At 65.5% G+C, this 25139-nt stretch carries 26 protein-coding genes; 15 read left to right on the forward strand and 11 right to left on the reverse strand.

Annotated features, from left to right (window positions below; translation table 11 throughout):
• Nucleotides 1-37: 37 nt before the first annotated feature.
• The 6 genes from hisB to AC4D2W_RS13345 are packed head-to-tail and all read left to right on the forward strand — an operon-like array spanning nt 38 to nt 4426.
• Nucleotides 38-655 (forward strand): imidazoleglycerol-phosphate dehydratase HisB, encoded by a 618-nt coding sequence (hisB, locus tag AC4D2W_RS13320; RefSeq protein WP_400925880.1) that lies wholly within the window; start codon nt 38-40, stop codon nt 653-655.
• Complete coding sequence (gene hisH, locus AC4D2W_RS13325; RefSeq protein ID WP_490927379.1) at nt 652-1290, forward strand: imidazole glycerol phosphate synthase subunit HisH; 639 nt, start codon at nt 652-654, stop codon at nt 1288-1290. Before hisB ends, hisH begins: the two co-directional genes overlap by 4 nt.
• 4 nt (nt 1291-1294) lie before the next feature.
• Nucleotides 1295-1453: a hypothetical protein gene (locus AC4D2W_RS13330; protein ID WP_490927380.1), complete on the forward strand. Its 159-nt coding sequence runs from the start codon at nt 1295-1297 to the stop codon at nt 1451-1453.
• A 38-nt stretch (nt 1454-1491) separates the two neighbouring features.
• Nucleotides 1492-2241, forward strand: coding sequence for a bifunctional 1-(5-phosphoribosyl)-5-((5-phosphoribosylamino)methylideneamino)imidazole-4-carboxamide isomerase/phosphoribosylanthranilate isomerase PriA (gene priA / locus AC4D2W_RS13335; RefSeq protein ID WP_490927381.1), 750 nt, complete (start codon nt 1492-1494; stop codon nt 2239-2241).
• A 5-nt stretch (nt 2242-2246) separates the two neighbouring features.
• Complete coding sequence (locus AC4D2W_RS13340; RefSeq protein ID WP_490927383.1) at nt 2247-3095, forward strand: SseB family protein; 849 nt, start codon at nt 2247-2249, stop codon at nt 3093-3095.
• A gap of 35 nt (nt 3096-3130) precedes the next feature.
• Nucleotides 3131-4426 (forward strand): MFS transporter, encoded by a 1296-nt coding sequence (locus tag AC4D2W_RS13345; RefSeq protein WP_490927385.1) that lies wholly within the window; start codon nt 3131-3133, stop codon nt 4424-4426.
• Nucleotides 4427-4506: 80 nt separating this feature from the next.
• Here the strand turns inward: AC4D2W_RS13345 and AC4D2W_RS13350 are convergent, their stop codons facing one another.
• From AC4D2W_RS13350 to AC4D2W_RS13360, 3 genes are all read right to left on the reverse strand, one after another.
• Nucleotides 4507-5040, reverse strand: a complete 534-nt coding sequence (locus tag AC4D2W_RS13350; protein ID WP_490927386.1) for a GNAT family N-acetyltransferase — start codon at nt 5038-5040, stop codon at nt 4507-4509.
• Nucleotides 5041-5146: 106 nt separating this feature from the next.
• The gene (locus tag AC4D2W_RS13355) at nt 5147-5830 is read right to left on the reverse strand and encodes a DnaJ family domain-containing protein (protein ID WP_490927388.1); all 684 of its coding nucleotides are present in this window, start codon (nt 5828-5830) and stop codon (nt 5147-5149) included.
• A 118-nt stretch (nt 5831-5948) separates the two neighbouring features.
• Nucleotides 5949-6377 carry a DUF1844 domain-containing protein gene (locus AC4D2W_RS13360; RefSeq protein WP_354180407.1) on the reverse strand — a complete coding sequence of 143 codons (429 nt, stop codon included), beginning with the start codon at nt 6375-6377 and terminating at the stop codon, nt 5949-5951.
• 400 nt (nt 6378-6777) lie between these two features.
• On the opposite strand from AC4D2W_RS13360, the gene infC reads away from it, so the two are divergent.
• The 5 genes from infC (at nt 6778) to AC4D2W_RS13385 (ending at nt 10855) form a co-directional block, all read left to right on the forward strand.
• Nucleotides 6778-7776: a translation initiation factor IF-3 gene (gene infC, locus AC4D2W_RS13365; RefSeq protein ID WP_490927391.1), complete on the forward strand. Its 999-nt coding sequence runs from the start codon at nt 6778-6780 to the stop codon at nt 7774-7776.
• A gap of 111 nt (nt 7777-7887) precedes the next feature.
• On the forward strand, nt 7888-8082 hold the full coding sequence (gene rpmI / locus AC4D2W_RS13370) for a 50S ribosomal protein L35 (RefSeq protein ID WP_104055427.1): 195 nt from the start codon (nt 7888-7890) through the stop codon (nt 8080-8082).
• Between the two features lie 120 nt (nt 8083-8202).
• On the forward strand, nt 8203-8856 hold the full coding sequence (gene rplT, locus AC4D2W_RS13375) for a 50S ribosomal protein L20, sunset domain variant (RefSeq protein WP_490927393.1): 654 nt from the start codon (nt 8203-8205) through the stop codon (nt 8854-8856).
• A gap of 20 nt (nt 8857-8876) precedes the next feature.
• Nucleotides 8877-9812 (forward strand): TrmH family RNA methyltransferase, encoded by a 936-nt coding sequence (locus AC4D2W_RS13380; protein WP_490927396.1) that lies wholly within the window; start codon nt 8877-8879, stop codon nt 9810-9812.
• Between the two features lie 86 nt (nt 9813-9898).
• The gene (locus AC4D2W_RS13385; protein WP_490927397.1) at nt 9899-10855 is read left to right on the forward strand and encodes a cation diffusion facilitator family transporter; all 957 of its coding nucleotides are present in this window, start codon (nt 9899-9901) and stop codon (nt 10853-10855) included.
• On the opposite strand, the gene AC4D2W_RS13390 is transcribed toward AC4D2W_RS13385, so the two are convergent.
• Nucleotides 10764-12005 (reverse strand): MFS transporter, encoded by a 1242-nt coding sequence (locus tag AC4D2W_RS13390; RefSeq protein ID WP_490927398.1) that lies wholly within the window; start codon nt 12003-12005, stop codon nt 10764-10766. The genes AC4D2W_RS13385 and AC4D2W_RS13390 overlap by 92 nt on opposite strands.
• A gap of 241 nt (nt 12006-12246) precedes the next feature.
• Here AC4D2W_RS13390 and AC4D2W_RS13395 point away from each other — a divergent pair, with 241 nt between their 5' ends.
• Complete coding sequence (locus AC4D2W_RS13395; RefSeq protein WP_490927450.1) at nt 12247-12675, forward strand: (deoxy)nucleoside triphosphate pyrophosphohydrolase; 429 nt, start codon at nt 12247-12249, stop codon at nt 12673-12675.
• Nucleotides 12676-12736: 61 nt separating this feature from the next.
• Here AC4D2W_RS13395 and AC4D2W_RS13400 read toward each other — a convergent pair whose 3' ends face one another.
• Together AC4D2W_RS13400 and AC4D2W_RS13405 are read right to left on the reverse strand one after the other, a co-directional pair.
• A complete protein-coding gene (locus tag AC4D2W_RS13400) occupies nt 12737-13816 on the reverse strand; it encodes an Rv2578c family radical SAM protein (RefSeq protein ID WP_490927399.1) in 1080 nt (359 codons plus the stop codon).
• A 72-nt stretch (nt 13817-13888) separates the two neighbouring features.
• On the reverse strand, nt 13889-14380 hold the full coding sequence (locus AC4D2W_RS13405; protein WP_490927400.1) for a hypothetical protein: 492 nt from the start codon (nt 14378-14380) through the stop codon (nt 13889-13891).
• An 87-nt stretch (nt 14381-14467) separates the two neighbouring features.
• On the opposite strand from AC4D2W_RS13405, the gene AC4D2W_RS13410 reads away from it, so the two are divergent.
• The 3 genes from AC4D2W_RS13410 to pheT all read left to right on the forward strand — a co-directional run bounded on the left by AC4D2W_RS13410 (nt 14468) and on the right by pheT (nt 18687).
• Nucleotides 14468-14854, forward strand: a complete 387-nt coding sequence (locus tag AC4D2W_RS13410) for a VOC family protein (RefSeq protein ID WP_490927401.1) — start codon at nt 14468-14470, stop codon at nt 14852-14854.
• Between the two features lie 206 nt (nt 14855-15060).
• Nucleotides 15061-16143 (forward strand): phenylalanine--tRNA ligase subunit alpha, encoded by a 1083-nt coding sequence (gene pheS, locus AC4D2W_RS13415; RefSeq protein WP_490927402.1) that lies wholly within the window; start codon nt 15061-15063, stop codon nt 16141-16143.
• Complete coding sequence (gene pheT / locus AC4D2W_RS13420) at nt 16144-18687, forward strand: phenylalanine--tRNA ligase subunit beta (protein WP_490927403.1); 2544 nt, start codon at nt 16144-16146, stop codon at nt 18685-18687.
• A 170-nt stretch (nt 18688-18857) separates the two neighbouring features.
• Here the strand turns inward: pheT and AC4D2W_RS13425 are convergent, their stop codons facing one another.
• The 5 genes from AC4D2W_RS13425 to AC4D2W_RS13445 all read right to left on the reverse strand — a co-directional run bounded on the left by AC4D2W_RS13425 (nt 18858) and on the right by AC4D2W_RS13445 (nt 25134).
• The gene (locus AC4D2W_RS13425) at nt 18858-20090 is read right to left on the reverse strand and encodes an endo alpha-1,4 polygalactosaminidase (RefSeq protein WP_490927404.1); all 1233 of its coding nucleotides are present in this window, start codon (nt 20088-20090) and stop codon (nt 18858-18860) included.
• A 236-nt stretch (nt 20091-20326) separates the two neighbouring features.
• The gene (locus AC4D2W_RS13430; RefSeq protein WP_490927405.1) at nt 20327-21016 is read right to left on the reverse strand and encodes a spherulation-specific family 4 protein; all 690 of its coding nucleotides are present in this window, start codon (nt 21014-21016) and stop codon (nt 20327-20329) included.
• Nucleotides 21013-22344: a hypothetical protein gene (locus AC4D2W_RS13435; RefSeq protein WP_490927406.1), complete on the reverse strand. Its 1332-nt coding sequence runs from the start codon at nt 22342-22344 to the stop codon at nt 21013-21015. Before AC4D2W_RS13435 ends, AC4D2W_RS13430 begins: the two co-directional genes overlap by 4 nt.
• A complete protein-coding gene (gene pelF, locus AC4D2W_RS13440; RefSeq protein ID WP_490927407.1) occupies nt 22341-23882 on the reverse strand; it encodes a GT4 family glycosyltransferase PelF in 1542 nt (513 codons plus the stop codon). The genes AC4D2W_RS13435 and pelF overlap by 4 nt, the downstream gene beginning before the upstream one ends.
• Before the next feature lie 286 nt (nt 23883-24168).
• Nucleotides 24169-25134, reverse strand: a complete 966-nt coding sequence (locus AC4D2W_RS13445; protein WP_490927408.1) for a quinone oxidoreductase family protein — start codon at nt 25132-25134, stop codon at nt 24169-24171.
• Nucleotides 25135-25139 lie beyond the last annotated feature (5 nt).

Here is a 25139-nt window from a genome sequence, read left to right on the forward strand (position 1 = left end):
ACTGTTAGACGAGACTCCCTTCTTTCAAAGGAAAACCATGACCGTGGAGACCACCACCGGACGCACAGCCCGCCTCGAACGGGTCACCAGTGAGTCGTCAGTGGTAGTGGAGCTGGACCTGGACGGAACCGGCCAGTCCAACATCAGCACTTCCGTGCCGTTCTATGACCACATGCTGACGGCTCTGGCAAAGCACTCCCTGATGGATCTCACGGTCCAGGCCACCGGCGACACCCATATCGACGTCCATCACACAGTGGAGGACATCGCCATCAGCATCGGCGAGGCGCTGAAGACAGCGCTGGGCAACAAGGCCGGCATCCGCCGCTTCGGCGAGGCCACCGTGCCGCTGGACGAGGCGCTGGCCAACGCCGTCGTCGATATTTCCGGCCGGCCCTACCTGGTGCACACGGGTGAACCTGCCGGCCAGGAATACCACCTGATCGGCGGGCACTTCACCGGCTCGCTGACCCGCCACGTGTTCGAGGCCATCACGCTGCACGCCCAAATCTGCCTGCACATGACCGTTCTTGGGGGCCGCGACCCGCACCACATCGTGGAAGCCCAGTTCAAGGCCTTCGCGCGTGCGCTGCGTGCCGCCGTCGAACCTGATCCGCGAGTAGAAGGCATTCCGTCAACCAAGGGAGCCCTGTGAGCAGCCGCAACGTCACCGTTCTTGACTACGGCTCGGGCAATATCCGGTCCGCTGTACGGGCGCTGGAACACGTCGGTGCCAACGTCACCCTCAGCAGCAAGTCCGACGATGTCCTCAACGCCGACGGACTGCTGGTGCCCGGAGTGGGTGCCTTTGCCGCCGTCATGCAGGGCCTCAAGGAAGTGGATGCCCTTCGCCTGATCGGCCGCCGCGTTGCCGGCGGACGACCCGTCATGGGCATCTGCGTGGGACTCCAGGTGCTCTTTGACGAGGGCGTGGAACACGGTGTCCGCACCCCGGGCATGGGGGAGTGGCCCGGAGTCGTGGAGCGGCTGGACGCTGAAGTGGTGCCGCACATGGGCTGGAACACGGTGCAGCCACCCGAAGGATCCAAGCTGTTCGCCGGGATCGAGGACGAGCGGTTCTACTTTGTGCACAGCTACGGCGTGCAGAAATGGGATTTCGACGTCACGCAGCCCGCAATGCGCGCACCGCAGGTCACATGGGCCGAGCACGGCAGCCGTTTTATTGCCGCTGTGGAAAACGGGCCGCTGACCGCCACGCAGTTCCATCCGGAAAAGTCCGGTGACGCCGGAGCGGCGCTGCTGGAAAACTGGCTGAAGACGCTGGGCTAGAGCCATGTGGAGCATTCTTCTGATGGGCTTGGCCGGACTCCTGATCGGCGGAGCCATTTCCTTCCGCCGCCAGGGCATGTCCCGGATTATCACCGTTAGCTTCTGGGTCCTCGCAGGATTATCCCTGCTCGGCGCCTACCTCCTTATCGACAGCAGCGTCTGAGCATTCCGCCGCTGCCGAAACACCACGAAAGCAGAATCATGTCACTTGTTGAAACACCCGTCCTTGAACTCCTGCCCGCCGTGGACGTAGCGGACGGCCAGGCTGTCCGCCTGGTCCAGGGGGAAGCAGGCAGCGAAACCAGCTATGGCGATCCGCTGGATGCCGCCATGGCTTGGCAGAACGACGGGGCCGAATGGGTTCACCTGGTGGACCTGGACGCTGCCTTTGGCCGCGGGTCCAACCTGGCGCTGCTCAAGCGCGTGGTGGACCAGCTGGACATCAAGGTGGAGCTTTCCGGCGGCATCCGTGACGATGCTTCCCTGGACATGGCCCTGGAACTGGGCGCCAGCCGCGTCAACCTGGGCACCGCCGCGCTGGAAAACCCGGAGTGGACCGCCAGCGCGATTGCGCGCTACGGCGAGGCGATCGCCGTCGGCCTCGACGTCCGGGGCACCACCCTGGCCGCGCGCGGCTGGACCAAGGAAGGCGGAGACCTCTGGGAGGTCCTGGCCCGCCTCGAAGAGGCAGGCTGCCCGCGTTACGTGGTGACGGACGTGACCAAGGACGGAACGCTGCGCGGACCGAACCTGGAGCTCCTGCGCGAGGTCCTGCTGCGTACCGACCGGCCAGTGGTGGCCTCCGGCGGCATCTCGTCACTGGATGATCTGGCGGCCCTGCGCGAGCTCGTTCCCCTCGGACTGGAAGGCACGATCGTGGGCAAGGCGCTCTACGCCGGCGCCTTCACCCTGCCTCAGGCCTTCGACGTCGCCGGACACCCGGAGCGCTAGAACCCATGGCTGAACGTGCTCTTCCCGGCCACATTGCCGCTGCCCTTGCGGGCGCCGGCGGCCCGGCCGACTCCGCCGGCCAGTCCTGGTCCGGTCGGGATCTTTCCGGCGAGGGAAACCCGCTGCACAATTTCGACGCCGACGACGGCAGCGCCGACGCCGGCTACCTCGCCGCCCTTGCCGCACTTGAGGCAGGCACCGGCACTGAAGCGCAGGTGGTCGCCTCACTGGCGACCGCCCGCGTATTCGTGCCCATTGTGGCGACGCTTGCCGAGGAAGCGGAATCCGACCACGGACTGGCCGCGGACAAGGAAGCGGACATGGCTCTGGTCACCCTGACCGCACCGGACGGACGCAAGGCCCTTCCGGTGTTCACCTCGGTGCCCGCTCTGCAGCAGTGGCATCCGGAAGCCCGCCCGGTAGCGGTCTACGCCGCCCGTGCCGCGCTCTCCGCTGTCTCGGAGGAGGCCCAGCTGCTGGTTGTGGATCCCGGTGCCGACGTCACCTTTGTGGTGCGCCGGCCCGCCATGTGGGCGCTTGCCCAGCAGCGGGCGTGGACGCCGTCGTACGCCGACGAAGAGGTGGCCGGCGCCGTGTCCGCAGCGGTCCACGCCGAACCCTCCGTCACCGGAGTGGAATTGGTCCAGGGGCCCGGAACTGCGGCGAGATCGGCCCGCGGGACGGTCCTGGCAGGAGGCGGTGCCGGACCTGAGCTTAGAATGGTTCTTCACCTGGCACCGGGACTGGATGCGCAGGCGGTGCAGAGCATCGCCGGAACGCTGCAGCAGCGACTGGCTGCCGATCCCTTATTTGTTGAGCGTGTAGATTCCCTGGAACTCAAAATCACGCGCTGACCCGTTGGGCGGGGGACCGCCGGAAGAGAAGTGCCGTGAATTTTGCCGCCTACGGGGAGCTGCTCCGCATTGCCCCGATCCGACGCCTGCTGCTGGTGGGCATGATTGCCCGGTTCCCGCATTCGGCGGCCGGAGTGCTCCTGACCCTGCACGTGGTCCTGACCATGGACATGGGTTACGCCAAGGCCGGCGCAGTTGCTGCCGTGGTCACCGTAGGCATTGCCTTCGGCGCCCCGTGGCGCGGTCGGCGCGTGGACAATGTGGGACTTCGCCGGGCCCTGATTCCCTCGGTGATCTCCGAGGCGGTCATCTGGTCGGTTGCTCCGCATGCCAGCTATGAGTGGCTGCTGGTTCTGGCACTGATCGGCGGGGTCTTCACGCTTCCTGTGTTCAGCGTGGTCCGGCAGTCGCTGGGTGTGCTGGCAAAGGGGGACCAGCGGCGCACGGCGTTTGCGCTGGACTCCATTGCCACCGAAGTGGTCTTCATGGGCGGGCCGGCGCTGGGCGCCGTCCTGGCCACGTCCTTTTCCTCCGTGATCGGCCTGACCCTGGTGGGTATTACGACGTCGCTCGCCGGGCTTCTCCTGATCTGGTTCAACCCGCCCACACGGTCCGAGAATCCGCTTGATTCCGCCAGCGAGGTCCAGGAACGCGAGGCCGCCAACGCCGCCGTCGTCGCCGCAGCCCCCGCCCATCTGGCCGAAGCCTCCTCCGAACTGCAGCCGCTTGCCGTGTTGAACCGGCGGGCGCGGCTGCGCTCCGGATTCTCCTGGTTCACGCTCAGCGTGGCGGTGGTCTTTGCCGTGGCGGTGGGCGCCGGACTGCTGTTGTCCAGCTCCGACGTCGGCATCGTGGCCCTGGTCGAATCCTCCGGCCAGCCCGGGCAGGTGGGCGTGGTGTTCGTTGCCTGGTGCGCAGCGTCAGTGGTGGGCGGCGTCATCTACGGCGCGATGCACCGCAGGATTTCGCCGATGCTGCTGCTCCTGGCAATGGCTGTCCTGACTCTGCCCATGGCTCTGGCAACCGACACCCTGAGCCTGGCACTGCTCTCCATTCCTGCCGGTCTGCTCTGCGCCCCGGTGCTCTCTTCCGCGTCGGAACGCGTGGCGGACCTGGTGTCTGAAGAGCGCCGCGGTGAAGCCATGGGCTGGTACGGTTCTGCGCTCACCTCCGGCACCGCCCTGGGGGCTCCGCTGGCTGGTATGGCAATTGACCTTGCCGGACCATGGGCGGGCTTTACGTTTGCCGGTGTTTCGGCGTCGCTGCTGGTGCTGGTCACCCTGACCGTGCGGAAGTTCAGCCGGCGCGGCGAGCGGCTCTCAACGGTGTGACCTTCGGCGGGGAGCTGCACAGCAGTCTCGGAGGCAAATCCCAGTACCCGGCGGGTAATCAACTTCCGGTCTGAGCGCAGTTAGCCGCCGTTGTTCAGGCGCGAATAGACAGCCACGTCCATGCGTCGGTTCCCCACCGGGAGCGCGGAGCGCAGGACACCGTGCAGGTCGAAGCCCAGCCGCTTGGCCACTGCCGTACTGCGCTGGTTGTCAGCAACCGTTCGGATTTCCACCCGGAGCATGCCGGCTTTCCGGGTGTGCTCCAGCAATGCCCGGCAGGAACGGGCCACGGCGCCCCTGCCTTCATAACCCGCGTCGATCCAGTAGCCCAGCTCCGCGGTTTTCAGGTAGGAGTTGAGCCGCACGGACGCGGCGCCGATCAGCGAGTCTCCGCAAATGATTACGGCGGGAAGTACGGTTCCGGCAACGAAATCCGCAAGCTGTGCGCGGGTGAAATCCACCGACCCTGACAGGGTCTGTGCCTCATGAGCCCAGGGTTCCCAGGCCCGGAGCCGGTCCAAGTTCCGAAGCGTCAGCTGATGCATCTCCTCGGCCGTGTCCAGCGTGCGCAGTCCAAGGGAAAAGCCGCCGCCGATGTCATGGGTGAATTGCATGAGGTACATCCTGCCGTGCCGCCCGGTGGACGCAGCGTGTATCCCTTAGCGTGTCCAATGCTGGCTTGGGCTAATCCAACGGAGTCTTTAACGACGTGTTCAGAGGTCAGGCCTCGCCCTGTGTCCGGTGCCACCGTCTGCGCAATCCGCCGCGCAGACGGTGCACCCACCCGCGAAGTCCGGGCTGCTGCGTCCTGGCCGCCGTCCCGCCCGCGGCAGCTTCCGCAATGCGGACCCCGGCTTCCGCGCCCGGTGCCACTGCGGGCAGCCCCCGGCGCTCCCGCCAGCCCCGCACTTCGTCCTCAACTCCGCGGATCCTGGTGATGACGGGAGGCCCGCCCAGCAGCTGGCGGCGTGCTTCGATGACCCGCGAGTTAAAGTCCTCCACGGCGTCGCGCACCTGGCGCTCGGACGGGAGCTCGTCCAGGCGGGACGCAAAATTCTCATCTTCCACCCTCAGCAGCAGGGCCGGCGGACCCAGCCCGCTGATGTTCTCCCTTTTGATCAGCCGCTTGATCCACCAATCGGGATCGGGGTCATCAAGTCCGGGAATGAGTTTGCCTGCATAGCGGAGGTTGTCGAATTCACCGCGGTTCATGGCGTCGCGAATAAGGTAGTCCGCTTTTTGCGCCTCGGTGAACTTCCGGCGTTTCTCGCGTGCCTCCACGCTCTCGGAAGCGCCCAGCCCCTCGGGCACTTTGTACCCGGCCGCTTCGGACGTTCCTGCGGCCTTGAGCCGTGCCGCATGCTCCAGCCGTTTCCGGTATGCCTCCGCACCGCTGCCGGTCATCACTCGTCACCGCCTTTGTTGAATGTCCCCAACAGGTTACGCAACCGGAACGGGCAGATAAAAGCCCGGCGGGCCAGCCGCGAACGGCAGGCCCACCGGGCTTCGAAGGGTGGAGAGTTTAGTTGACGGGGCCGGTGAACTTCTCGCCCGGACCCTTGCCCGGAGCGTCCTGGAGTTCAGAGGCCTCGCGGAAGGCCAGCTGCAGCGAACGCAGTCCGTCGCGCAACGGGCCGGCATGCTGGCTGCCGATTTCCGGAGCTGCTGCGGTCACGAATCCGGCCAGGGCGGTGATCAGTTTCCGGGCTTCGTCCAGATCCTTCAGTTCTTCGGCGTCGTCGCCGTCGGCCAGGCCGCACTTGACGGCGGCAGCGCTCATCAGGTGGACGGCAGCGGTGGTGATGACTTCAATTGCGGGGACTTCGGCGATGTCACGCATCTGTGCCGCCACTTCCTGCTCTTCAGCGGAAGGTGCGTGCACCTCTTCCGTGGTGCCGGGGAAGGAATGGCGGGTGGGTTCGCCCGCCGGGTTGCTCTGTGGGGTACTCATACTGGTAAGCTTGTCACAGACCGACTGGTTGTCGTTACTTTCACTGCCCTCACCGGCGCCGCCCCTCACGGAGCGGCCGTTGAATGTCTCGCATCAGCCAGTATGCAAGCGGAGACTCCTCCCACCCGCGTCAGCCTGAATCTTCAGTCCGCGTGCCCCAGGGCGTGTGTGCAGAAGCAGAGTTGCCGGGTATGGTCGGCCCCCTGTGGCGGGTCCAGGCACTGCCTGGCCAACCATCCAGGGAGGTTGCTGCTGATGCAGCTCCCGCCGACCCCTCGAGGCCTCCGATTGCGCTTGCAATTGGGGGCCTTCTTCAGTTGCAGGCGGTAGCCGTTTTGAATTAAACAGGAGCTGCAACATTAGCGAGCCAAGAATCAATGATCGAATCCGCGTCCCTGAGGTGCGGCTGGTAGGACCGGCTGGAGAGCAAGTTGGGGTCGTCCGTATCGAAGACGCCCTGCGTCTCGCTGCTGAATCCGACCTGGATCTTGTTGAGGTGGCACCGCAGGCCAAGCCTCCGGTGTGCAAACTAATGGACTTCGGCAAGTACAAGTACGAAGCCGCCGTCAAGGCCCGTGAGGCACGCAAGAACCAGACGAACACCGTGCTGAAGGAAATCCGGTTCCGCCTGAAGATTGACACTCACGACTACGAAACCAAGCGCGGCCATGCCATGCGCTTCCTCGCAGCCGGTGACAAGGTCAAGGCCATGATCCAGTTCCGCGGCCGCGAACAGCAGCGTCCGGAAATGGGCATGAAGCTGCTGAACAAGTTCGCAGCTGACGTCGCCGAGGTGGGCATGGTTGAGTCCACGCCCCGCATCGACGGCCGCAACATGGTCATGGTTATCGGCCCGCTGAAGAACAAGGCCGAGGCCAAGGCAGAAGCACGCCGTGCAACACAGCGTGCCGACGCCAAGGCAGCCAACGAAGCTGTCAAGAACGGCGAGGCACCCGCCCGGGTGGATACCTCCGCTGAGAACAAGGCGCCCCTGACGCAGAGCCTGGCGGATCTTCTGCCGGACGGCCTGCGACTGGGTTCCTCCGCTGCCGAGGCCGACAAGGCCCGTGCAGAGAAGGAAAAGGCTGACAAGGAAATGGCTGAGAAGCGCGCGCAGGCAGCAGCTGAAAAGGCTGCGTCGGATGCACGCCGCGCAGCACAGGCAGCCAAGGCGCCGGCTCCCCAGCCGGTTGCAGAGGCTCCCGCCGCTCCGGCCGCTCCCGCGGAGTCGAAGCCTGCAGCCGCGCCCAAGCCGGCTGCTGTGCCCAAGCCCACGGCAATGAAGCCTGCACCCAAGCCCGCAGCGCGGCCGAAGCCGGCTGCTGCGCCCAAACCTGCTGGCAAGGCTGCTCCTTCACGGGGCGCAGCAAGCCAGAACAAGCCCGGAACTGCGGAGTAAAGTCTCAGCTTTTCCCGCAGGACGTCCAGGCGTCCAGTAACCCCTGGCATCTGCAAAGGTGCCCAAAGCCCCGCGGGCCAGCCCGCGGAAACCTAAAGGAGATCGGTAGTCATGCCGAAGATGAAGACCCACAGTGGCGCCAAGAAGCGCTTCAAGCTGACCGGTACCGGCAAGCTCAAGCGCCAGCAGGCCAACCGCCGCCACTACCTCGAGCACAAGCCGTCCACGCTGACGCGCCGCCTCGCCAGTGACAAGCTTGTTGCCCCGGCAGACGCCAAGGTCATCAAGAAGATGCTCGGCATCTAGTCTTTCCCCCTCGACAGGCGGCCCGTCCGGGCCGCCGTCACCCCATCAAGCTTTTCCGGGCCTGAGTACCAGGCCGAGCACCTCGCAGTGCACGGAAGATTTATCTAAAGGAGTACGCACGTGGCACGTGTGAAGCGGGCGGTAAACGCCCACAAGAAGCGTCGGGTTATTCTCGAGCGCGCCAAGGGTTACCGCGGACAGCGTTCACGCCTGGTCCGCAAGGCCAAAGAGCAGCTGCTGCACTCATTTGTGTACAGCTACGGCGACCGCCGCAAGCGCAAGGGTGACTTCCGTCGCCTGTGGATCCAGCGCATCAACGCTGCATCCCGCGCCAACGGCCTGACCTACAACCGCCTGATCCAGGGCCTGAAGGCCGCCGAGATCCAGGTTGACCGCCGCATGCTGGCTGAACTGGCCGTCAACGACGCCGCCGCGTTCGCCACGCTGGTCCAGATCGCCAAGAACGCTCTGCCGTCCGACACCTCCGCTCCGGCCGTTGCCGCTGCTCCGGCTCCCGCTGCGAAGGCTGCTCCGGCTGCCTCCAAGCCGGCTGCTGCTGTCGCCGACGCTCAGGGTGGCTTCAAGGCTTCCGAGGGCGACGCTCCCGAGGGCTTTGTCATCAAGGGCAACCTGGGCTCCGGCAAGTACCACGTTCCGGGTTCCACCTGGTACGAGCAGACCGTTGCTGAGTACTGGTTCAACTCCGTCGAAGCCGCCAAGGCTGCCGGCCTGGAGCCTGCTGGCGGAGAATCCCGCCAGAAGTTCCAGGGCTAGAAATCGGTTATTAGCCGATCATGAGTATCGATGGGCGCCCGCCGGCTCCGCTGATGTCCAACCCCCGAGCAGATCGGGTCAGGGATGTTGCGAAGCTGGCCGGGCGCCCAGCGCGTTTAAAATCCGGCCGCTTTGTGGCCGAGGGTCCGCAGGCTGTCCGTGAGGCACTGCTGTCCCACCGGGACGACGTCGAAAACGGCGGTCCCGGCGTCGTGCTTGAAGTCTTTGCCACCGAGGGCTGCCTGGACCGGCTTCCCGAACTGGCCGATCTGGCGTCGGGCGTGACGCTGCGCCTGGCCACCGATGAGGTCATCGGAGCCATGGCCACCACTATTTCTCCGCAGGGGATCGTGGCAGTGTGCCGCATCGCGGAGTACGACCTGGATGATGTGCTGGCCTCGGGAGCCCGGCTCATTGCCGTCCTGTGCGAAGTCCGGGACCCGGGCAATGCCGGCACCATCCTGCGGGCTGCCGATTCGGCCGGTGCCGATGCAGTGGTGCTGACCGCCTCCAGTGTGGACATCCACAACCCCAAAGCCGTGCGTTCCACCGCCGGTTCCCTGTTTCACCTGCCGGTGGTTACCGGCGTCGAGTTCGACTTCCTGATGTCCGCCTTCCGCGCCCACGGCCTCACCGTCCTGGCCGCCGACGGGTACGGCAGCGTGGACCTGGACCGGCTCCAGGACGAAAGTGCGCTGCGCCGCCTGGCTCCGTCACCTTCGGAAGAGGCCGACGGCGGGGACGCGACGAACGCTGCCGTTGAGCCGTCCCAGCCGCGGCTGGAAAACTCCACGGCCTGGCTCTTCGGCAACGAAGCCCAGGGCCTGTCCAGAATCCAGCTCTCCGAGGCCGACTACCGCGTGGCCGTGCCGGTGTACGGCAGGGCTGAAAGCCTCAACGTGGGAACCGCCGCCACTGTGTGCCTCTACGCCTCTGCGCGCGCCCAGAACCGCTGAAAGAGCAGCCAAAACCGGGAGTAAAGTAGGCGCAGGACAGATCCCGCCCAGCGGGGTACACCACTCCTACGAAACAGGTCTTAGCCATGTCTGCCAGCGGCGGTAACAAGGCGGTGGTTGCGGCACTGTCCGCCAACCTCGCCATTGCGGTTCTCAAATTCATTGCGTTTGCTCTGACGCGTTCTTCGTCAATGCTTGCCGAAGCGATCCACTCGGTGGCGGATTCCGGCAACCAAATCCTGCTCCTGATAGGCGGCAAGCGCGCGGCGCGCCAGGCCAGCCCCGAGCACCCGTTCGGCTACGGACGCGAACGCTACATTTATGCCTTTATTGTTTCAATCGTCCTGTTTAGCCTGGGCGGTCTTTTTGCCCTTTACGAGGCCTACCACAAGTGGCAGGATCCGCATCCGATTGAGGGGCAGTGGTGGTGGGTTCCGCTGGCCGTCCTGGTGGGCGCCATCATGGCGGAGGGCTATTCCTTCCGGACAGCGATGCGCGAATCCAACCACACGCGCGGCAAGAAGTCCTGGGTGGAATTTGTGCGCACGGCCAAGGCGCCGGAGCTTCCCGTGGTTCTGCTGGAGGACTTCGGTGCCCTGCTGGGTCTGCTGTTCGCGCTCATCGGCGTGGGCATGACCCTGATTACCGGCAACGGACTGTGGGATGCGGCCGGCACCGCCATGATCGGCCTCCTGCTGGTGGCCATTGCCGCCGTCCTTGCGGTGGAGACCAAGTCCCTGCTGCTGGGCGAGTCGGCCACCTCGAGTGATGTGCGCAAGATCGAGGAAGCCATCACCTCGGACGGCACCCGGATCATCCACATCAAGACTCTGCACCTGGGTCCGGAGGAACTGCTGGTTGCCGCCAAGATCTCGGTGGCCGAGTGCGAGACAGGCCAGCACATTGCCGAGGCCATCAACGGCGCCGAAGAACGGATCCGTGCCGCAGTGCCTATCGCGCGTCAGATTTATCTGGAACCGGATGTGTACGCGCCGAGCGCGCAGCAGCTGCCCGCGGATCCTTCCGGTCCAGCCAGCCACTAAGCAGGGCGATGCCCAGTCCCATCAGGGCCAGGACCGCGCCGACGACGGCGGGGGAGCGGTAGCCCCAGCCCCAGGCAATAACCAGCCCGCCCAGCAGGGCTCCGAGCGCATTGGCCATGTTCAACGCCGAATGGGTCAGCGATGATGCCAGGGACTGGGCATCGGGGGAGACATCCAGCAGCCGGGTCTGCAGCGGCGGAACGAGCATGGATCCGATGGCTCCGACCAGGAACACCAGGGCGAGGGCTCCGGCCTTGTACTGCACCAGCCAGGCGTAGGACGCCAGGATGACGACGGTGCCCGCCAGGATTCCGTAAATGCTGCGCATGACACTGCGGTCCGCCAGGCGTCCTCCGGCAATGTTCCCGAAGACGTTCCCCAAGCCGTACAGGCCCACGATCAGGGGCAGCAGGTCTGAGTTGAATCCGGCCACATTGGTCATGGTGGGGGAGATATAGGCGTACACGGCAAAGAACCCGCCGAAGCCCACCGTTCCCACCAGCAGTGCCAGCCACACCTGGATCCTGCGCAGGGCGCCGAGTTCGCGCCGGATGCTGGCTCCGGGAAGGACTGCTTCGTGCGGAACAAACCGCACCATCAGGGCGACCGTCAGCAGCCCTATCGCCCCGACCAGGACGAACATCCAACGCCACCCCGCCTGCTGTCCCAGCCAGGTGGCAAACGGAACACCGATAACGTTGGCGATGCTCAGTCCCAGCATCACCATGGAAATGGCACGGGCGCGGCGGGTGGGCGCCACCAGCGAAGCGGCGATCACGGCAGCAACGCCGAAGAAGGCGCCGTGCGGCAGTCCCGAAACAAACCGGCTGACCAAAAGCCAGTGGTAGTCGGGTGCGAAGAACGAGGACAGGTTGCCGACGGCGAAGAGCATCATCAGCCCCACAGCCAGCCGCTTCCGGGGCATGCGGGCACCCAGAGCTGCAAGGACCGGAGCGCCGACCACCACGCCCAGCGCGTAGGCGGAAATCACATGGCCGCCTGCCGGCACGGAAATGCCCAGATCGGTCACCATTTCCTGGAGCAGACCCATGATGGTGAATTCAGTGGTGCCAATGGCGAATCCGCCTACGGCAAGGGCGAATATGGCCAGTGAAGCCCGCTTGGCTTGGAGCGCGGGGGTGGAAGACATGAAACTCTTTCAGAACGAATGTGGGTTGAGGGCACGGATGCCGCGGATTACACGCAGAAACCGGAAGAACCTGCAGCTGCCTGCGGGGGGGCCGCAGACCGGTGCGGACGAAAAACCCTGAGATTCGAAAGGGACGCGCAGGGACCTCCGGCGGATCGGAACACCGGGGCTTCGCGGTAACCGCAACAGCGCTGTCCAATCCAGCTTAGTTCAGGGCTGCCCGTAGACTCGATCCGTGTCTATTTCCGAACTGAAACAAGTTGTTGGCGCCGCTGTCGTGGACAGCCTTGCCGCTCCTACAAAAATGCTGGCCGCCCGGCGCACGGCTCCGGAGCAGTATGCCGGGATGTGGGAATTTCCCGGGGGAAAAGTGGAACCCGGTGAAACGTGCGAAGAAGGCCTGCACCGGGAGCTGCAGGAAGAACTCGGTATCCGGGTCCGGCTCGGTGCCGAGGTCCGCGGACCGGGGAAGCAGGGATGGCCGCTGAATGCAAAGGCGGCCATGCGGGTGTGGCTGGCCGAGGTTACCGAAGGCACTCCGGCTCCCCTGGAGGATCATGACGAGCTGCGGTGGGTACCGCTTGATCCGGAGGAGCTGAAGCTGCTGGCCTGGATCCCCGCCGATCTGCCCATTGTCGGAGCGATGCTGGAGACAGCCTGCCGGCCGTAGCAGGCACAATTTAAATCCGGCCGCGACCGCCACGACGTGAATCCAGACGTACCTGGCACGCTCAGAACAGGGTTTGTACAGCGGGCTCCGAGAGTGCGGGCCCGGACAGGGCCGGCGCCGCCTGGGCTGCCCCGGTGATACGGGTCGGCTGCTCCGGCCGGTTGGCGGCCGCACTCCGGGAGGGAAGGAACTCGGCCCTGGACGTGAAGCCGTGCTTTTTCTTGAAGTACTGCACACGGCCCGCAAGCCACTGGCGGTATTCCTTGGAGGCGTATGTTCCGCCGCCGTAAAGCCGGGCATATTTGCCGGACAGATGAGGGTAATCGCGGGCGATCCAGGCGAGGAACCATTCCCGGGCTCCGGGGCGCAGATGCAGCGCTCCGGCAGTGACCCCGGTGGCGCCGGCGGCCGACAGGGCACCGAAGAGGGCGTCCAGCGACTCATCGCCGTCGGTCAGCCAGGGCAGGATCGGCATGGCCATGACGGAGCAGGGCAGCCCGGCTTCGCGCAGCCGGCTGATCAGCTCCAACCGGGCCTTGGGCGCCGGGGTGCCCGGTTCCACCCGATGCGCAAGATCCGGATCCAGCAGTGCCAGGGAGATGCCCATTCCAATCTCCGTGTCCCGGCCGGCGCTCTTGAGCAGGGGAATGTCCCGGGCCAGCAGAGTTCCTTTGGTCAGGATCGAAAACGGTGTTCCGGAGGCCGCCAGCGCCTTGATGATGTCCGGCATCAGTTTGTACCGGCCCTCTGCCCGCTGATACGGATCGGTGTTGGTGCCCATCGCCACGTGCTCACGCTGCCATGACGGACGGGCCAGCTCCCGGCGCAGGACCTCCGCCACGTTGGTCTTCACCACCAGCTGGCTGTCAAAGTCCAGCCCGCTGTCCAGGTCCAGATACGTGTGGGTCTTCCGGGCAAAGCAGTACACGCAGGCATGGCTGCAGCCCCGGTAGGGATTAATGGTCCACCCAAAGGGCATGCCGGAGGTTTTGCCCACCTTGTTCAGGGCGGATTTGGCGATGACTTCGTGGAAGGTGATGCCGGCAAACTCCGGGGTCTTGACGCTGCGCACCACGCCCTGCAAAGCCAGCAGGGCATCCTGCGAACCTGCGGCCTTGGGTTCCTGCGCTTCCCATCTCATGCCCACCATTAGAACACATGTACTAATGCGCGGAAAGATGGAAGACAGATCAACGGGCCGTCATCGACAACCTCACATCCGGTGCCGGCGTGGTGGGGTTCGGCGTTCCCGGGTCTCGTAGCCGCCGTCGTGCAATCCTGCCCATTGCTCAAAGACATTGCCCGACGCCGGATCCCCCTTCCGCAGCACGGAGACTCCGGCGGCAGCAAAGTACAGCGGATAGAAGAGCAGTCCCAGTGCCGCGTACTGGCTGCTGTGCCGGGCTTCGTGGCGCAGCAGCGGACTCTGCCCCGCTTTGCCTCGTCGGGGCCCATGGCGGTCCGGACGAAATGAACCGGCAACCCGGGAACGGTAGAGGATTACGTTGCCTACGGTGAAGGCGGCGGCTTTGGGCAACATCCAAGACCAGCCTTCCGCCAGCAACAGTCCGTCGGGTCCGGGGGTGAGGCGGCACTTCCCAATGCGGGCCAGGACCAGTCCGGCCGGTGTCGTCAGGTTCACCAGATTGGCGAAACGGCGAATCCGGACTGCGGAACTCAGGGGGAGAAGCGGGCGGGGATTCACGCTGCCAGTGTATGTCGGACCCATCCCGCCGGTCCCTTGACCGGCCGCATAAAGTGATCCTGTTGAGCCAGCTGCAGGAAGGCACCCATGGAGTTCACCAGCCCCCAGATCATCCTCTTCGTTTCCGACGTGGAGCGCGCCGCGCAGTTCTATGCCCTTTTCGGATTCGTCGAGACTTTCCGGCATCCCGAGATCAACCCGGCCAAGATCGAGACTTCCCTGGCCGGCTTCGAAGTCGGATTTGCGCTGCCGCGGCCGGCGGCTCAGGCACATGGGATAGATCCGGTTACCGAGGGTCACAGGGCATGCCTCACCCTATGGACGGACGACGTCACCGCCGCGTACCGAGCCGCTCTCGACGCCGGAGCAAAGGACCACCGCGGACCACACCCATTCCGTGGCGGGGAACTGCTGGTGGCCTTCGTCGAGGACTTGGACGGGCACCCGATTCAGTTCGTGGAACGAGTGAAATAAACGGCGGGGCCGAACATCTGCCCCGCGCCCGGCGTCGCCCACCCTCTCGTGTCACATCCTGCCATCCCGTCATCCAGCCGCTTCTGCCCCGGTTCGCAGGCTGCGTTGGTTAGACTGGAAGCTACGGGCATTTTCGCTTGCTTTTACATAAACCAACGCCCATCAAAACGTCCATCAACAGGGCCGGAAATAGGTAAGAACTGTACATGTCGAACTCCATACCGGGGACGCACTCCCCAGACACCGTCCCCGAACCGCCCAACCCGCTCGATGAGGCGGCCGTCGCTGCCGCCGTCGACTCCGCGCTCGCAGCCATTGCCGCTGCGGAAGATCTGGACGGCCTCAAAGACGTCCGCATCGCCGTCGCCGGTGACAAGTCGCCGCTGAGCCTGGCCAACCGGACCATCGGTTCCCTTCCCAAGGATCAGAAATCTGCCGCCGGCAAGCTCGTGGGCCCCGCCCGCGGACGCATCAACGCCGCGCTCGCCGCCCGCACCGTTGAACTGGAAGCAGAGCGCGACGCACGGATCCTCGTTGAGGAGGCGGTGGACGTCACCGCCGCGCCGCGCCGCCGCCGCATGGGCGGCCGCCACCCGCTGTCCACGCTGCAGGACCGCGTCATCGACGTCTTCGTGGGCATGGGCTGGGAAATCGCCGAAGGCCCCGAAGTGGAATCCGAGTGGTTCAACTTCGACGCGCTGAACTTCAAGCCGGACCACCCGGCCCGCGAAATGCAGGACACCTTCTTCGTGGAGCCGCCCGAAGCCCACCTGGTGATGCGTACGCACACCTCGCCGGTGCAGGTGCGTTCCATGCTGGAACGTGAGCTGCCGATCTACGTGCTGTGCCCGGGCAAGGTATTCCGCACCGACGAGCTCGACGCCACCCACACTCCCGTGTTCCACCAGTTCGAGGGCCTGGCCATCGACAAGGGCCTGACCATGGCTGACCTCGTGGGCACGCTGGAGCACTTCACCCGCGTGCTGTTCGGCGAGGAAGCCAAGGTGCGCCTGCGCCCGAATTATTTCCCGTTCACCGAGCCCAGCGCCGAGCTGGACATCTGGCACCCGGGCGCCAAGGGCGGCCCGCGCTGGATTGAGTGGGGCGGCTGCGGCATGGTCAATCCGAACGTGCTGCGCGCGGCCGGCATTGATCCCGAGGTCTATTCAGGTTTTGCCTTCGGCATGGGTATTGAGCGCGCACTGATGTTCCGCAACGAAGTGGGGGACATGCGCGACATGATCGAGGGCGATGTACGTTTCAGCGAACACTTCGGGATGGAGATCTAAGTGAGAATCCCACTTTCCTGGCTGCGCGAGTATGCCCAGGTTCCGGCGGATGCAACCGCCGAAGACGTCATGGCGGAACTGGTCAAGGTAGGCCTGGAGGAAGAGGACGTCCACCGTCCCTCCGACGAGCTGTCCGGTCCGATTGTTGTGGGCCAGGTGCTCTCCATGGAGCCCGAGCCGCAGAAGAACGGCAAGACCATCAACTGGTGCTCCGTCCGCGTGGTGCCCGAGGGCGCCGGGCAGCCGCTCACCGGCGACGGCATTGACCCCTCCGGCGTGCAGGGCATTGTCTGCGGCGCCCACAACTTCACGGTGGGCGACAAAGTGGTGGTCACCCTTCCCGGGGCCGTGCTGCCCGGAGACTTCCGCATCAGCCCGCGCAAGACCTACGGCCACGTGTCCGCCGGCATGATCGCCTCGGTGCGCGAACTGGGCATCGGCGATGACCACGACGGCATCCTGGTCCTGTCCCGTCTGGGACTGGACCCCGAAGTTGGCACCGACGCCATGGACCTGCTGGGCCTGCATGACGAAGCCGCCGAAATCAACGTCACCCCTGACCGCGGTTACGTGTTCTCCATTCGCGGCGCCGCCCGCGAGTACGCCCACGCCACCGGAACGAAGTTCACGGACCCGGCTGCCGCCGTCGTCGTGCCCGAAGCGGACGGCAACGGTTACGGCGTGCGTCTGGAAGACCAGGCTCCGATCTACGGCAAGGCCGGCTGTGACCGCTTTGTGGCCCGCACCGTCCGCGGCGTGGATCCCACCCGCCCGACTCCGCCGTGGATGGCCGCGCGCCTGCGCCTGGCCGGAATGCGCTCGATCTCGCTGATCGTGGACATTTCCAACTACGTCATGCTTGAACTTGGCCAGCCCCTGCACTTCTACGACCTGGACAAGCTTTCCGGGGACATCGTGGTGCGCCGGGCCGCCTCCGGGGAGACGCTGAAGACGCTGGATGAAAAGGTCCGCACCCTGGACCCCGAAGACCTGCTGATCACCGACGACTCAGGCGTTATTGGCATTGCCGGCGTCATGGGCGGTGCAGAGACGGAAGTTTCGGACGGTACCCGCAACGTCCTGATCGAAGCTGCGCACTTCGAGGAAGTCAGCATCGGCCGCTCGCGCCGCCGTCACCGCCTCCCCTCGGAAGCATCCAAGCGCTTCGAACGCGGAGTGGACTGGAACGTTGCCGACATCGCGGCGCAACGGGCCGTGGACCTGCTGACCGAATTGGCCGGCGGAACCGCCGATGCCTCAGTGACCGACGTCGGGACCGCTCCGGAGACCAAGGACATTGACCTGCCTGTGGACTTCGCCTCCAAGCTGATCGGCTACGACTTCAGCGAGGACCAGATCACCGGAACGCTGACCGATCTGGGTGCCACAGTGGTGAAGACGGCCGCCGGCTACTCTGTGACCCCGCCGAGCTGGCGCCCCGACCTGGAGACGCGAGAGGACCTCACCGAGGAAATCATCCGTCTGGTGGGCTACGACAATATTCCGTCCACGCTGCCCACGGCTCCTCCCGGCCGCGGCCTCACCCGGATCCAGCAGCAGCGCCGCCGCCTGCAGCAGGCACTCGCCGCTGCCGGACTGACCGAGGTGCTGTCCTACCCGTTCGTCACGGAAGAGGACAACAACACCTTCGGAACGCCCGACGCCGGTGCCCCGCTGCGTGCGGTGAAGCTCGCGAATCCGCTGAGCGCCGAGTTCGGTTTCCTGCGCACCTCGGTGCTGCCGGGACTGTTTGAGGTGGCCAAGCGCAACCTCTCGCGCGGGTTCCGGGACCTGGCCCTGTTTGAGTCCGGTTCCGTGTTCCTGCCCGGCGAGCAGCTGGGAACGCCGTCCATTCCTCCGCTGGGTGTCCGACCCTCGGAGGAAGTCCTGGACGCCCTGTACGAGGGAGTTCCGGATCAGCCGCTGCACATTGGCGTCCTGTTCACCGGCCACGAGTCGCAGCCCGGCGCGGGTTTCACCCCGCGTGCCTGGGACTGGGCCGACGCCGTGGACACTGCGCGCCTGATGGGCGACGTGCTGGGCGTGGAACTGGTGGTGAGCCAGGGCGAGCACCAGGCCTTCCACCCCGGCCGCACCGCCAAGCTCTCCCTGCGCAGCGGCGAAACCGTGGGCTACGCCGGCGAGCTGCATCCGAAGCTGCTGGCGGCACGGGACATGCCGGCCCGCACCGTGGCTTTGGAGCTCGACGCCGATGCCCTGTTCGACGCCGCGCCCGAGGTGATCGTGGCCCGGAACATCTCTTCCTTCCCGGCCACCACGCAGGATGTGGCGCTGGTGGTAGAGGCCGGAATTCCCGCCGAAACCGTGCTGGAGACCCTGCGCGAAGGTGCCGGAGAACTGCTGGAGGACATCTCGCTGTTCGATGTCTACTCCGGCAAGGGCATTGACGAGGGGCACAAGTCCCTGGCCTTCGCCCTGCGCTTCCGCGCTCCTGACCGGACCCTGACAGCAGATGAGGCGTCCGAGTCCCGGGCTGCCGCCGTCGCGCTGGCTGCCGAACGCTTTGGTGCCGTGCAGCGGTAACTGGGTTCTGCCCGGGGGATCCAACCCCCCCCGAAGGGCTCCGCCGAAAGGGCTCCGCCGGATCACCTCCGCCGGATCACCTGAGGCGGGGCCCTTTTTGCTCATGTGTTCCGTCTGCTTGGCCGCGCGGGCGGTCAGGCAGCGCCCCTGGCAAGCCCCGGGCGGCTGAGCTACTTCCCGTACTTGGTATCGAACCGCTTCATGAAGGCCGCCATGGCATCACGTTTCACAGCTGTTAAGGGACGGAAGGTCGTGGTGCCGTTTGCCTCAGTCCAGCCCGTGGAAATGCCTGATGAAGCGAGCCAAGAGATTTCCCGGTAGAACGCGTTGCCAATAGGAACATCCTGGAAGGCCGGTCTTAGGGGAGCCGTGTAGTCCGGGGACCCCGCAAACCTGTGCAGGAAGGCAGCCATGGCGTCGCGGTTTATCGCCTGCAGCGGCCGGTAGGTCCGGGTGCCGTCTGCCTCGAGCCAGCCGGTGGAGTTGCCTTCTTCGGCCATCCAGAGGATCTCGTCGTAGAACTGCGTGCCCGGCGGAACGTCAGTAAACACAGGTTGGACGGCGTCCGCAGGGCAGGCCCACCGCTCCGCCGTGAGATCCAGCGGCTTGAGCATGGATGAGAACCCCCGCCGCCGGGACTCAGCACAAAAGTCCAGCTCCCCTTGGTATTCGACGTGCAGCACGGCTTTGCCCGCATCGGTGAAGGGAGTGTAGAGATCACACTCGTCATAGAAGATGCACTCTTCATTTACGGCGAAGTCGAAGCTGTCCACCAGCTCCGGGATCTGGTCGAGGTCGTTCTTCAGTGCCACCGACAGCCCGCGGTCATGGGCCAGCCCGGCAATTGCCCGGTTATACGCCAGTTGGTCGTCCGCGGTCAGGCCGAACCCCGACTCGTTTTGGTACCCGTCCACATTGTCCGGTTCGACGGCGTCGAACCCCTTGTCCACGCAGGTATCCATTCGTGCTGCCATGATCGGCAGAAGGAGGTCCGTGCGCCTGATGTCCAGCCACCGTTCGTCCGGCCAGCCGTCCAGCACCTCGCCCAGGACGGCGTCCGGGAACTCGGCAGCATCTGGTCGGAATTCCTCCCAGGAACCCACCGAGAGGTAACAGACCGTCCGACGGCCGTCCTGCTTCAGCCTGTCGAGATCCGCTTGGGTGGTCGTTTCGTAGTCAACGTCGAAGATCTCCGCCTCCACCTCGAAATCCAGGGCGCCGCTCAGCTGCCACTGCCAACCGGCACCAGGGGCAGGCACCCAGTACGGGACCGAACTGCCCGCCTGCTCCTGAGCAGCGTTGCCCCGGCTGTCCGCCCGGCCGGGGTCCGGAGCACACCCTGCCAGGGCCAAGGCGAAAGTCAGAAGCGCTGCGCAGGCTGCTCCCCGGCGGGTGTTCTTCATCGCTGAATCCGATCGCGCCCGGCCCGGAGGAAAGCGGAAACCCCGGCGGTACGGCCCGGCAGTGCGTGGAGCAGAGAGGGGTGCAGCTCATCCGGCATTGTGTCTCCCACTTGGTAGAGCCTTTGTCCTGTGAGATCCCGGTCACTGAGCCGGCATCGGAGCGGTTGCGGGATGAAGCTACCACGGCGGCGCTCGCCGGGCAGCCCCCTGCGTATGCCGCATTCCGGAAGGTCCGCTCACTGGCAGACCGCCTGTTGGTCGGAGGCCAATCGGGCGGACACCGCAGTGGGCGTCCCCCGCCACGGGTTGGGCAGGGCACGGTCGGTGGCGAAAGCGTACCCCGCTCCGCGTTTTGCCGCTGCGGTGTAGACGGCGTCGACCTCTTCGGGGTCGCAGCCGTACACCAGATGCCACAGCTGCGACGGCGGCACGCGGCGCGCCCATTCGGGCTGCGCGAAGTCAGCGTAGTCCTTCGCCGTGCCCTCGAAGACGGCCGTGACGTCGAACAGAAACAAATGTTCCGGCGACGGAAACCGGCCGGGATTGGCAGCCAGGAAGGTGATCCCGGCCGCCCGGGCCGCAGCGGCGTATTGAGCACACCTTTCCAGGCTCTCCGGTACGGAGGGAAGTTCATCAAGCATGATTGCCTCAAGCCCGTATGTCCTTTGCCAGCTTTCAATATCCCGGGCGACGTCCGCTACGGGCCGGTTCCCGTAATCGACCGGAACATATCCCAGCAAACGTGCGTGCGGGCGCAGTTCCGCCAGCGCGGCAGGGTAGTACGCGTCGTCGTCGCGCCCCGGTCCGTTGTGGACATTGACGACGGCGAAGGCTAATTTGCGCCGCCGGGCCGCCAGCCAGGCCCATTCCTGCGGAGCTTCTGCCGGATGGACGTACCAGGGAATTGCGGGCCGTGCTTTTCTCATGCGTAGGTCCGCGGATCGGAAACGCGCATCAGCAGTACCCCGATGCCGGCGCACAGGAATGCCACGGCCACGAGCAGGCCGGGCAGGTTTCCCGCGCCAATCCAGGCCCCCGCGGAGAGGCAGGCACCTCCGGCAAAAAGGACTCCGCCGCCCGGCAGTCCAAAGGCGGCAAGCGTTGTTGCCGTGGTGGCCAGGGAGCTGAAGGCCGCGGCGACCAGAACCGTGGTGGCGGTCCTGGTGTCGTCGACCAGGAAAACCACCACAATCATCGACACCGAAGCGGAGATGACAACTATTGCCGCCGATATTGCCATGGTGAGTGTTCGTGCGTTGCGGGCTGCGTTGCGCAGCAGCGGTGTCCGTTTGGAGGACCAAATGAGCCTCTGGCGCATAAGGACCAGGGCCGGGTCCGTGGAGGCGGCGGCGACGACGGTGGCCACGACGAGTGCGGTTCCCTCCCAGTCCGGCAGCCGGGTCAGAGACAGCGACAGCGCGGCAGCGAGGAAGGCGGCCTGGGCTGCCGGTGCGACGGCGGCGCCCCAGCCCCCGCGCCCGAGCAGGCGCCGCTCGCTGCTTGCCCGCAGGTGCTTCACCAGGGCCAGAATGACCGCTGCCAGTACGAGGACTGCCACAGCCAGAACGATGACGGTGGCAGCCCCGTGGCCGAGGACCAGCGCCAGGGCCACGAGGGGAACAGCGACGGCCAGGATCCTCAGCAGATACCAGGAGCGGCCCAGGATGATGAGCATGGAGACGACGCAGGAGTACCCGACCCAGGCCATCACAAGGCCCGCCAAACTCCCGTCACGGCCGGGAATAGCCAGTGAGATCAGCATGCAACAGGCCAAGACCAGCATGATGAGAATGGTTGCTCCGGTTCCGCGGGCAACTCCGCGGTGCACCTGCCCGTCACTGGCGTGTGACCAGACGATGCCCGACACCGACTGCCCGATAATCCAGGCACCGATTCCGGCAATCAGGACTTCCCGGGTATTGGCCGCCATGACCGTGGCGGTGAGGCCGCCCAGGATGGCGCCCAGAATAAGGACGATGCCGCGTCGGACGGCCTCCAGCAGCTCATCCCGGGATACCCAGGACTCCTGGTTGTCAGCGACGTGGGTAACGGCACGCACCTGGACAAGGGAATGTGCGTAATCGAAGACATCCTTGGCTCCGTGGCGTTTCCGTGCGGTACGGTCGCTGACGCCTGACGCCTCCAGCCGGGCGGTGATCTCGTACACATCAACGGCATCGAAGCCGGCCTGGTCATTCTCGAATACGGCCATCGGCTCGCCGGCTCCGGGCACCGCGGGACTGTCCGCGCTCATACGGACAGTCCCAGCTCAGCTGCGTCCACCCGGAACGACGACGACGGCGCCGCCAGGGGAGCCGGCGGCACCAGGACGGCAGCGCTTTGCGTCGGTGCGAGGAGCCGGCCGCTGCGAGCTGCGGCATAGGCCTCCCGATACCGGGTCAGGCACCGTTCCAGCGTGAATTCGGCAAGTGCCCGCTGACGTGCGGCCGCACCCATGGAGGCCCTGCGCTGCGGATCGGACAGGAGCGAGACGCAGGCGTCCGCAAAAGCAACGTAGTCCCGGGCGGCAACCAGCATGCCGGTTTTCTGCTCCTCGTCCAGACACTCACCCACCCCTCCCACATCGGTGTTGACGGTGGCCCGGCCGCACATCATTGCTTCAATCAGGGTGAAGGGCAGTCCCTCCGAGACGCTGGACAGTGCTACTACGTGACCGGCCTCGATCGCGGGCCGGCTGCCTTTGCTGGGTCCTTCCCAGTGGACCGCATCAGCCACGCCAAGTGTGTGGGTCAAGGCAACCAGCAGCTCTTTATAGGATGCGTTTTCCGCCGGCGTCGGACCGAAGATGCGCAACTGGGCGTTCGGCACCCGGTTACGGACCAGGGAAAAGGCGGAGATCAGTGTGTCCAGGTCTTTGAGGGGATCGACGCGTCCCACGAAGCTGATGGTTGGTTTATCGGGTTCCGTGGTGACCGGCAGGAAAATCTGGGGATCGACGCCGTTGGGAATGGTGTGGATGCGCTCCGGAAGCGCGCCGAGCCGGCGCTCCCACCGGGCGTTGAACTGGTTTACGGGAAGGACCATGTGCGCCTGCACGTTGACCACCTGGCACAACCGCCGCAGGAACGCGGTCACCGCACGCCGTACAGGCCACGACAGATTGGCGCCGTAAAGCGCCAGATAGCGTTCGCGCAGGTATACCCCGTGCTCGGTCAGCAGGATGGGAGTTCCGTGGCGCCATGACTGTGCCAGCGCGAGCAGCGACGAGGGGCCGTTGCTGGAGGCATGGACCACGTCCACTTTTCCCAGCCGGTGATCGACTAGGGCAAGTGCGCGGTCCACGATGCCGGCAGCCATGACCGCATCTGCGACCGAGATGGGAGGCTCACCGGCACTGACCATGTGCCGTGTCCACGCAGCGATGATGGGGGCCACGGATCCACGGGTTGCAAGAGAGTGGGCCAATCCGACACGGTCGCTGATGCCTACCAGGTGCTGCAGTGCGCTCGCGGTCCGGCCCACGGGGTCATGCTGATCGGATCCGAGGGCGGCGTCCCACAGCCGGGTCAGTTCATATTGGGTGGATTCAATCCATCTCCGGCGCCGGAGGGTGGGACGAAGCGGAGAGGCGGAGGGTCCCCACACCGGAATCAGGCGGAGCGACCGGACGTTCGGCGGCACCTCCCACACGGGCTTGTCGGCTCCGCTGCCGGTCAACGCGACGATGTGGAAGTCGTGCTCCGGAATTCCGCTCAGGAGCTGGTTGCACCAGGTGCTTACGCCGCCGGTGACAACCGGGTAGGTCCCTTCAGTGATCAGCGATATTTTCATGCGGTTGCCCCTTCGGCTCGGCTGCGAAGCCGAGATGTCAGCGGGTTTCCCATTTCGGGCAGGACGGATATACAGAACATCTGAGGCTTTCGGACGAGATTGGCGACATCGGTTGCAACGGTCAATGCCGTCGGCAGATATCGATCCCAGTAAATATGCTGTCCGTGCCGCAATCACGAGTAACACCTACGTGCCTGCTACGTACGCACTCTTGAATAGGTGTTGAGGGAGGTTTGTGCTTCCCGGTGTCATCCGTCCCGGAACCGGGTGGCAGTACCCATCGCGGCTACGGAACCAGCAGCACCTTGCCCGTGGTTTTCCGCCCTTCCAGGTCCTCCTGTGCGCGGGCAGCCTCGGCCAGCGGATAAGTGGCGCCGATCCGTACATCCAGGGTTCCCTCGCGGACCATCTCAAACAGGTCGTGTGCCCGCCACTGGCGTTCCTCCGGGGTCAGCAGGTAATCGCCCAGCGTGGGACGGGTGAGGAACAGGGATCCGCCGGAGTTCAGCCGCTGGATATCGAAGGGCGGAACCTGGCCGGATGCGCCCCCGAACAGGACCAGCATGCCGCGCTTGCGCAGGCTGGAGAGGGAACCGTCGAACGTTGCCTTGCCCACGCCGTCGTACACCACGTCCACGCCCTTGCCGTCCGTCAGCTGACGCACCTCCTCGGCAAAGGTGTCATAGCCGAGGGCATGGTCGGCACCCGCGGCGCGGGCCAGCTCCCGCTTCTCATCAGTGGAGGCCGTGGTGATGACCCTGGCCCCTTTGGCCTTCAGCAGCTGGATCAGCAGCAGGCCGACGCCGCCGGCTCCCGCGTGGGTCAGGACAGTCTGGCCCTCCTCAACGGGGAAGGTTGAGTTGCACAGATAATGGGCGGTCATGCCCTGCATCGGCAGGGCCGCGCCCACCTCGTCGCTGACGCCGTCGGGAAGCGGCAGGGCCTTGTCCGCCTCCACGATCATGTACTCCGAGTAGGTGCCGCCGCCCTCGGCGGTGGCAACCCTGGCGCCCTCACGGAAGGCTGCCACGTCGCGGCCGGCGCTGACCACGGTTCCGGCGGCTTCCACGCCGGGGATGAAGGGATACTCCATGGGATAGACGCCGCTGCGCTTATAGGTGTCGATGAAGTTCACACCGGCGGCGGCCACGCGCACCAGCAGTTCCTTGGGGCCGGGCTCGGGAAGGTCCACGTCTTCAAAGCGCAGGATTTCCGGCCCGCCGGGTGCGGGGACCACAATAGCTTTATGCATGGAAT

Source organism: Arthrobacter sp. TJ-58 (genome assembly GCF_058269295.1).

Excerpts from the sequence above, each read along its gene's own strand:
- hisB (WP_400925880.1), top strand. The coding sequence starts at position 38 with ATGACCGTGGAGACCACCACCGGACGCACAGCCCGCCTCGAACGGGTC.
- AC4D2W_RS13410 (WP_490927401.1), top strand. The coding sequence starts at position 14,468 with ATGGAGTTCACCAGCCCCCAGATCATCCTCTTCGTTTCCGACGTGGAG.
- AC4D2W_RS13355 (WP_490927388.1), bottom strand. The coding sequence starts at position 5,830 with ATGACCGGCAGCGGTGCGGAGGCATACCGGAAACGGCTGGAGCATGCG.
- AC4D2W_RS13360 (WP_354180407.1), bottom strand. The coding sequence starts at position 6,377 with ATGAGTACCCCACAGAGCAACCCGGCGGGCGAACCCACCCGCCATTCC.
- AC4D2W_RS13385 (WP_490927397.1), top strand. The coding sequence starts at position 9,899 with ATGTCTGCCAGCGGCGGTAACAAGGCGGTGGTTGCGGCACTGTCCGCC.
- pheS (WP_490927402.1), top strand. The coding sequence starts at position 15,061 with ATGTCGAACTCCATACCGGGGACGCACTCCCCAGACACCGTCCCCGAA.
- pelF (WP_490927407.1), bottom strand. The coding sequence starts at position 23,882 with ATGAAAATATCGCTGATCACTGAAGGGACCTACCCGGTTGTCACCGGC.
- AC4D2W_RS13425 (WP_490927404.1), bottom strand. The coding sequence starts at position 20,090 with ATGAAGAACACCCGCCGGGGAGCAGCCTGCGCAGCGCTTCTGACTTTC.
- AC4D2W_RS13350 (WP_490927386.1), bottom strand. The coding sequence starts at position 5,040 with ATGCAATTCACCCATGACATCGGCGGCGGCTTTTCCCTTGGACTGCGC.
- rpmI (WP_104055427.1), top strand. The coding sequence starts at position 7,888 with ATGCCGAAGATGAAGACCCACAGTGGCGCCAAGAAGCGCTTCAAGCTG.
- AC4D2W_RS13390 (WP_490927398.1), bottom strand. The coding sequence starts at position 12,005 with ATGTCTTCCACCCCCGCGCTCCAAGCCAAGCGGGCTTCACTGGCCATA.
- AC4D2W_RS13330 (WP_490927380.1), top strand. The coding sequence starts at position 1,295 with ATGTGGAGCATTCTTCTGATGGGCTTGGCCGGACTCCTGATCGGCGGA.
- AC4D2W_RS13400 (WP_490927399.1), bottom strand. The coding sequence starts at position 13,816 with ATGAGATGGGAAGCGCAGGAACCCAAGGCCGCAGGTTCGCAGGATGCC.
- AC4D2W_RS13340 (WP_490927383.1), top strand. The coding sequence starts at position 2,247 with ATGGCTGAACGTGCTCTTCCCGGCCACATTGCCGCTGCCCTTGCGGGC.
- AC4D2W_RS13380 (WP_490927396.1), top strand. The coding sequence starts at position 8,877 with ATGAGTATCGATGGGCGCCCGCCGGCTCCGCTGATGTCCAACCCCCGA.
- AC4D2W_RS13445 (WP_490927408.1), bottom strand. The coding sequence starts at position 25,134 with ATGCATAAAGCTATTGTGGTCCCCGCACCCGGCGGGCCGGAAATCCTG.
- priA (WP_490927381.1), top strand. The coding sequence starts at position 1,492 with ATGTCACTTGTTGAAACACCCGTCCTTGAACTCCTGCCCGCCGTGGAC.
- AC4D2W_RS13435 (WP_490927406.1), bottom strand. The coding sequence starts at position 22,344 with ATGAGCGCGGACAGTCCCGCGGTGCCCGGAGCCGGCGAGCCGATGGCC.
- AC4D2W_RS13430 (WP_490927405.1), bottom strand. The coding sequence starts at position 21,016 with ATGAGAAAAGCACGGCCCGCAATTCCCTGGTACGTCCATCCGGCAGAA.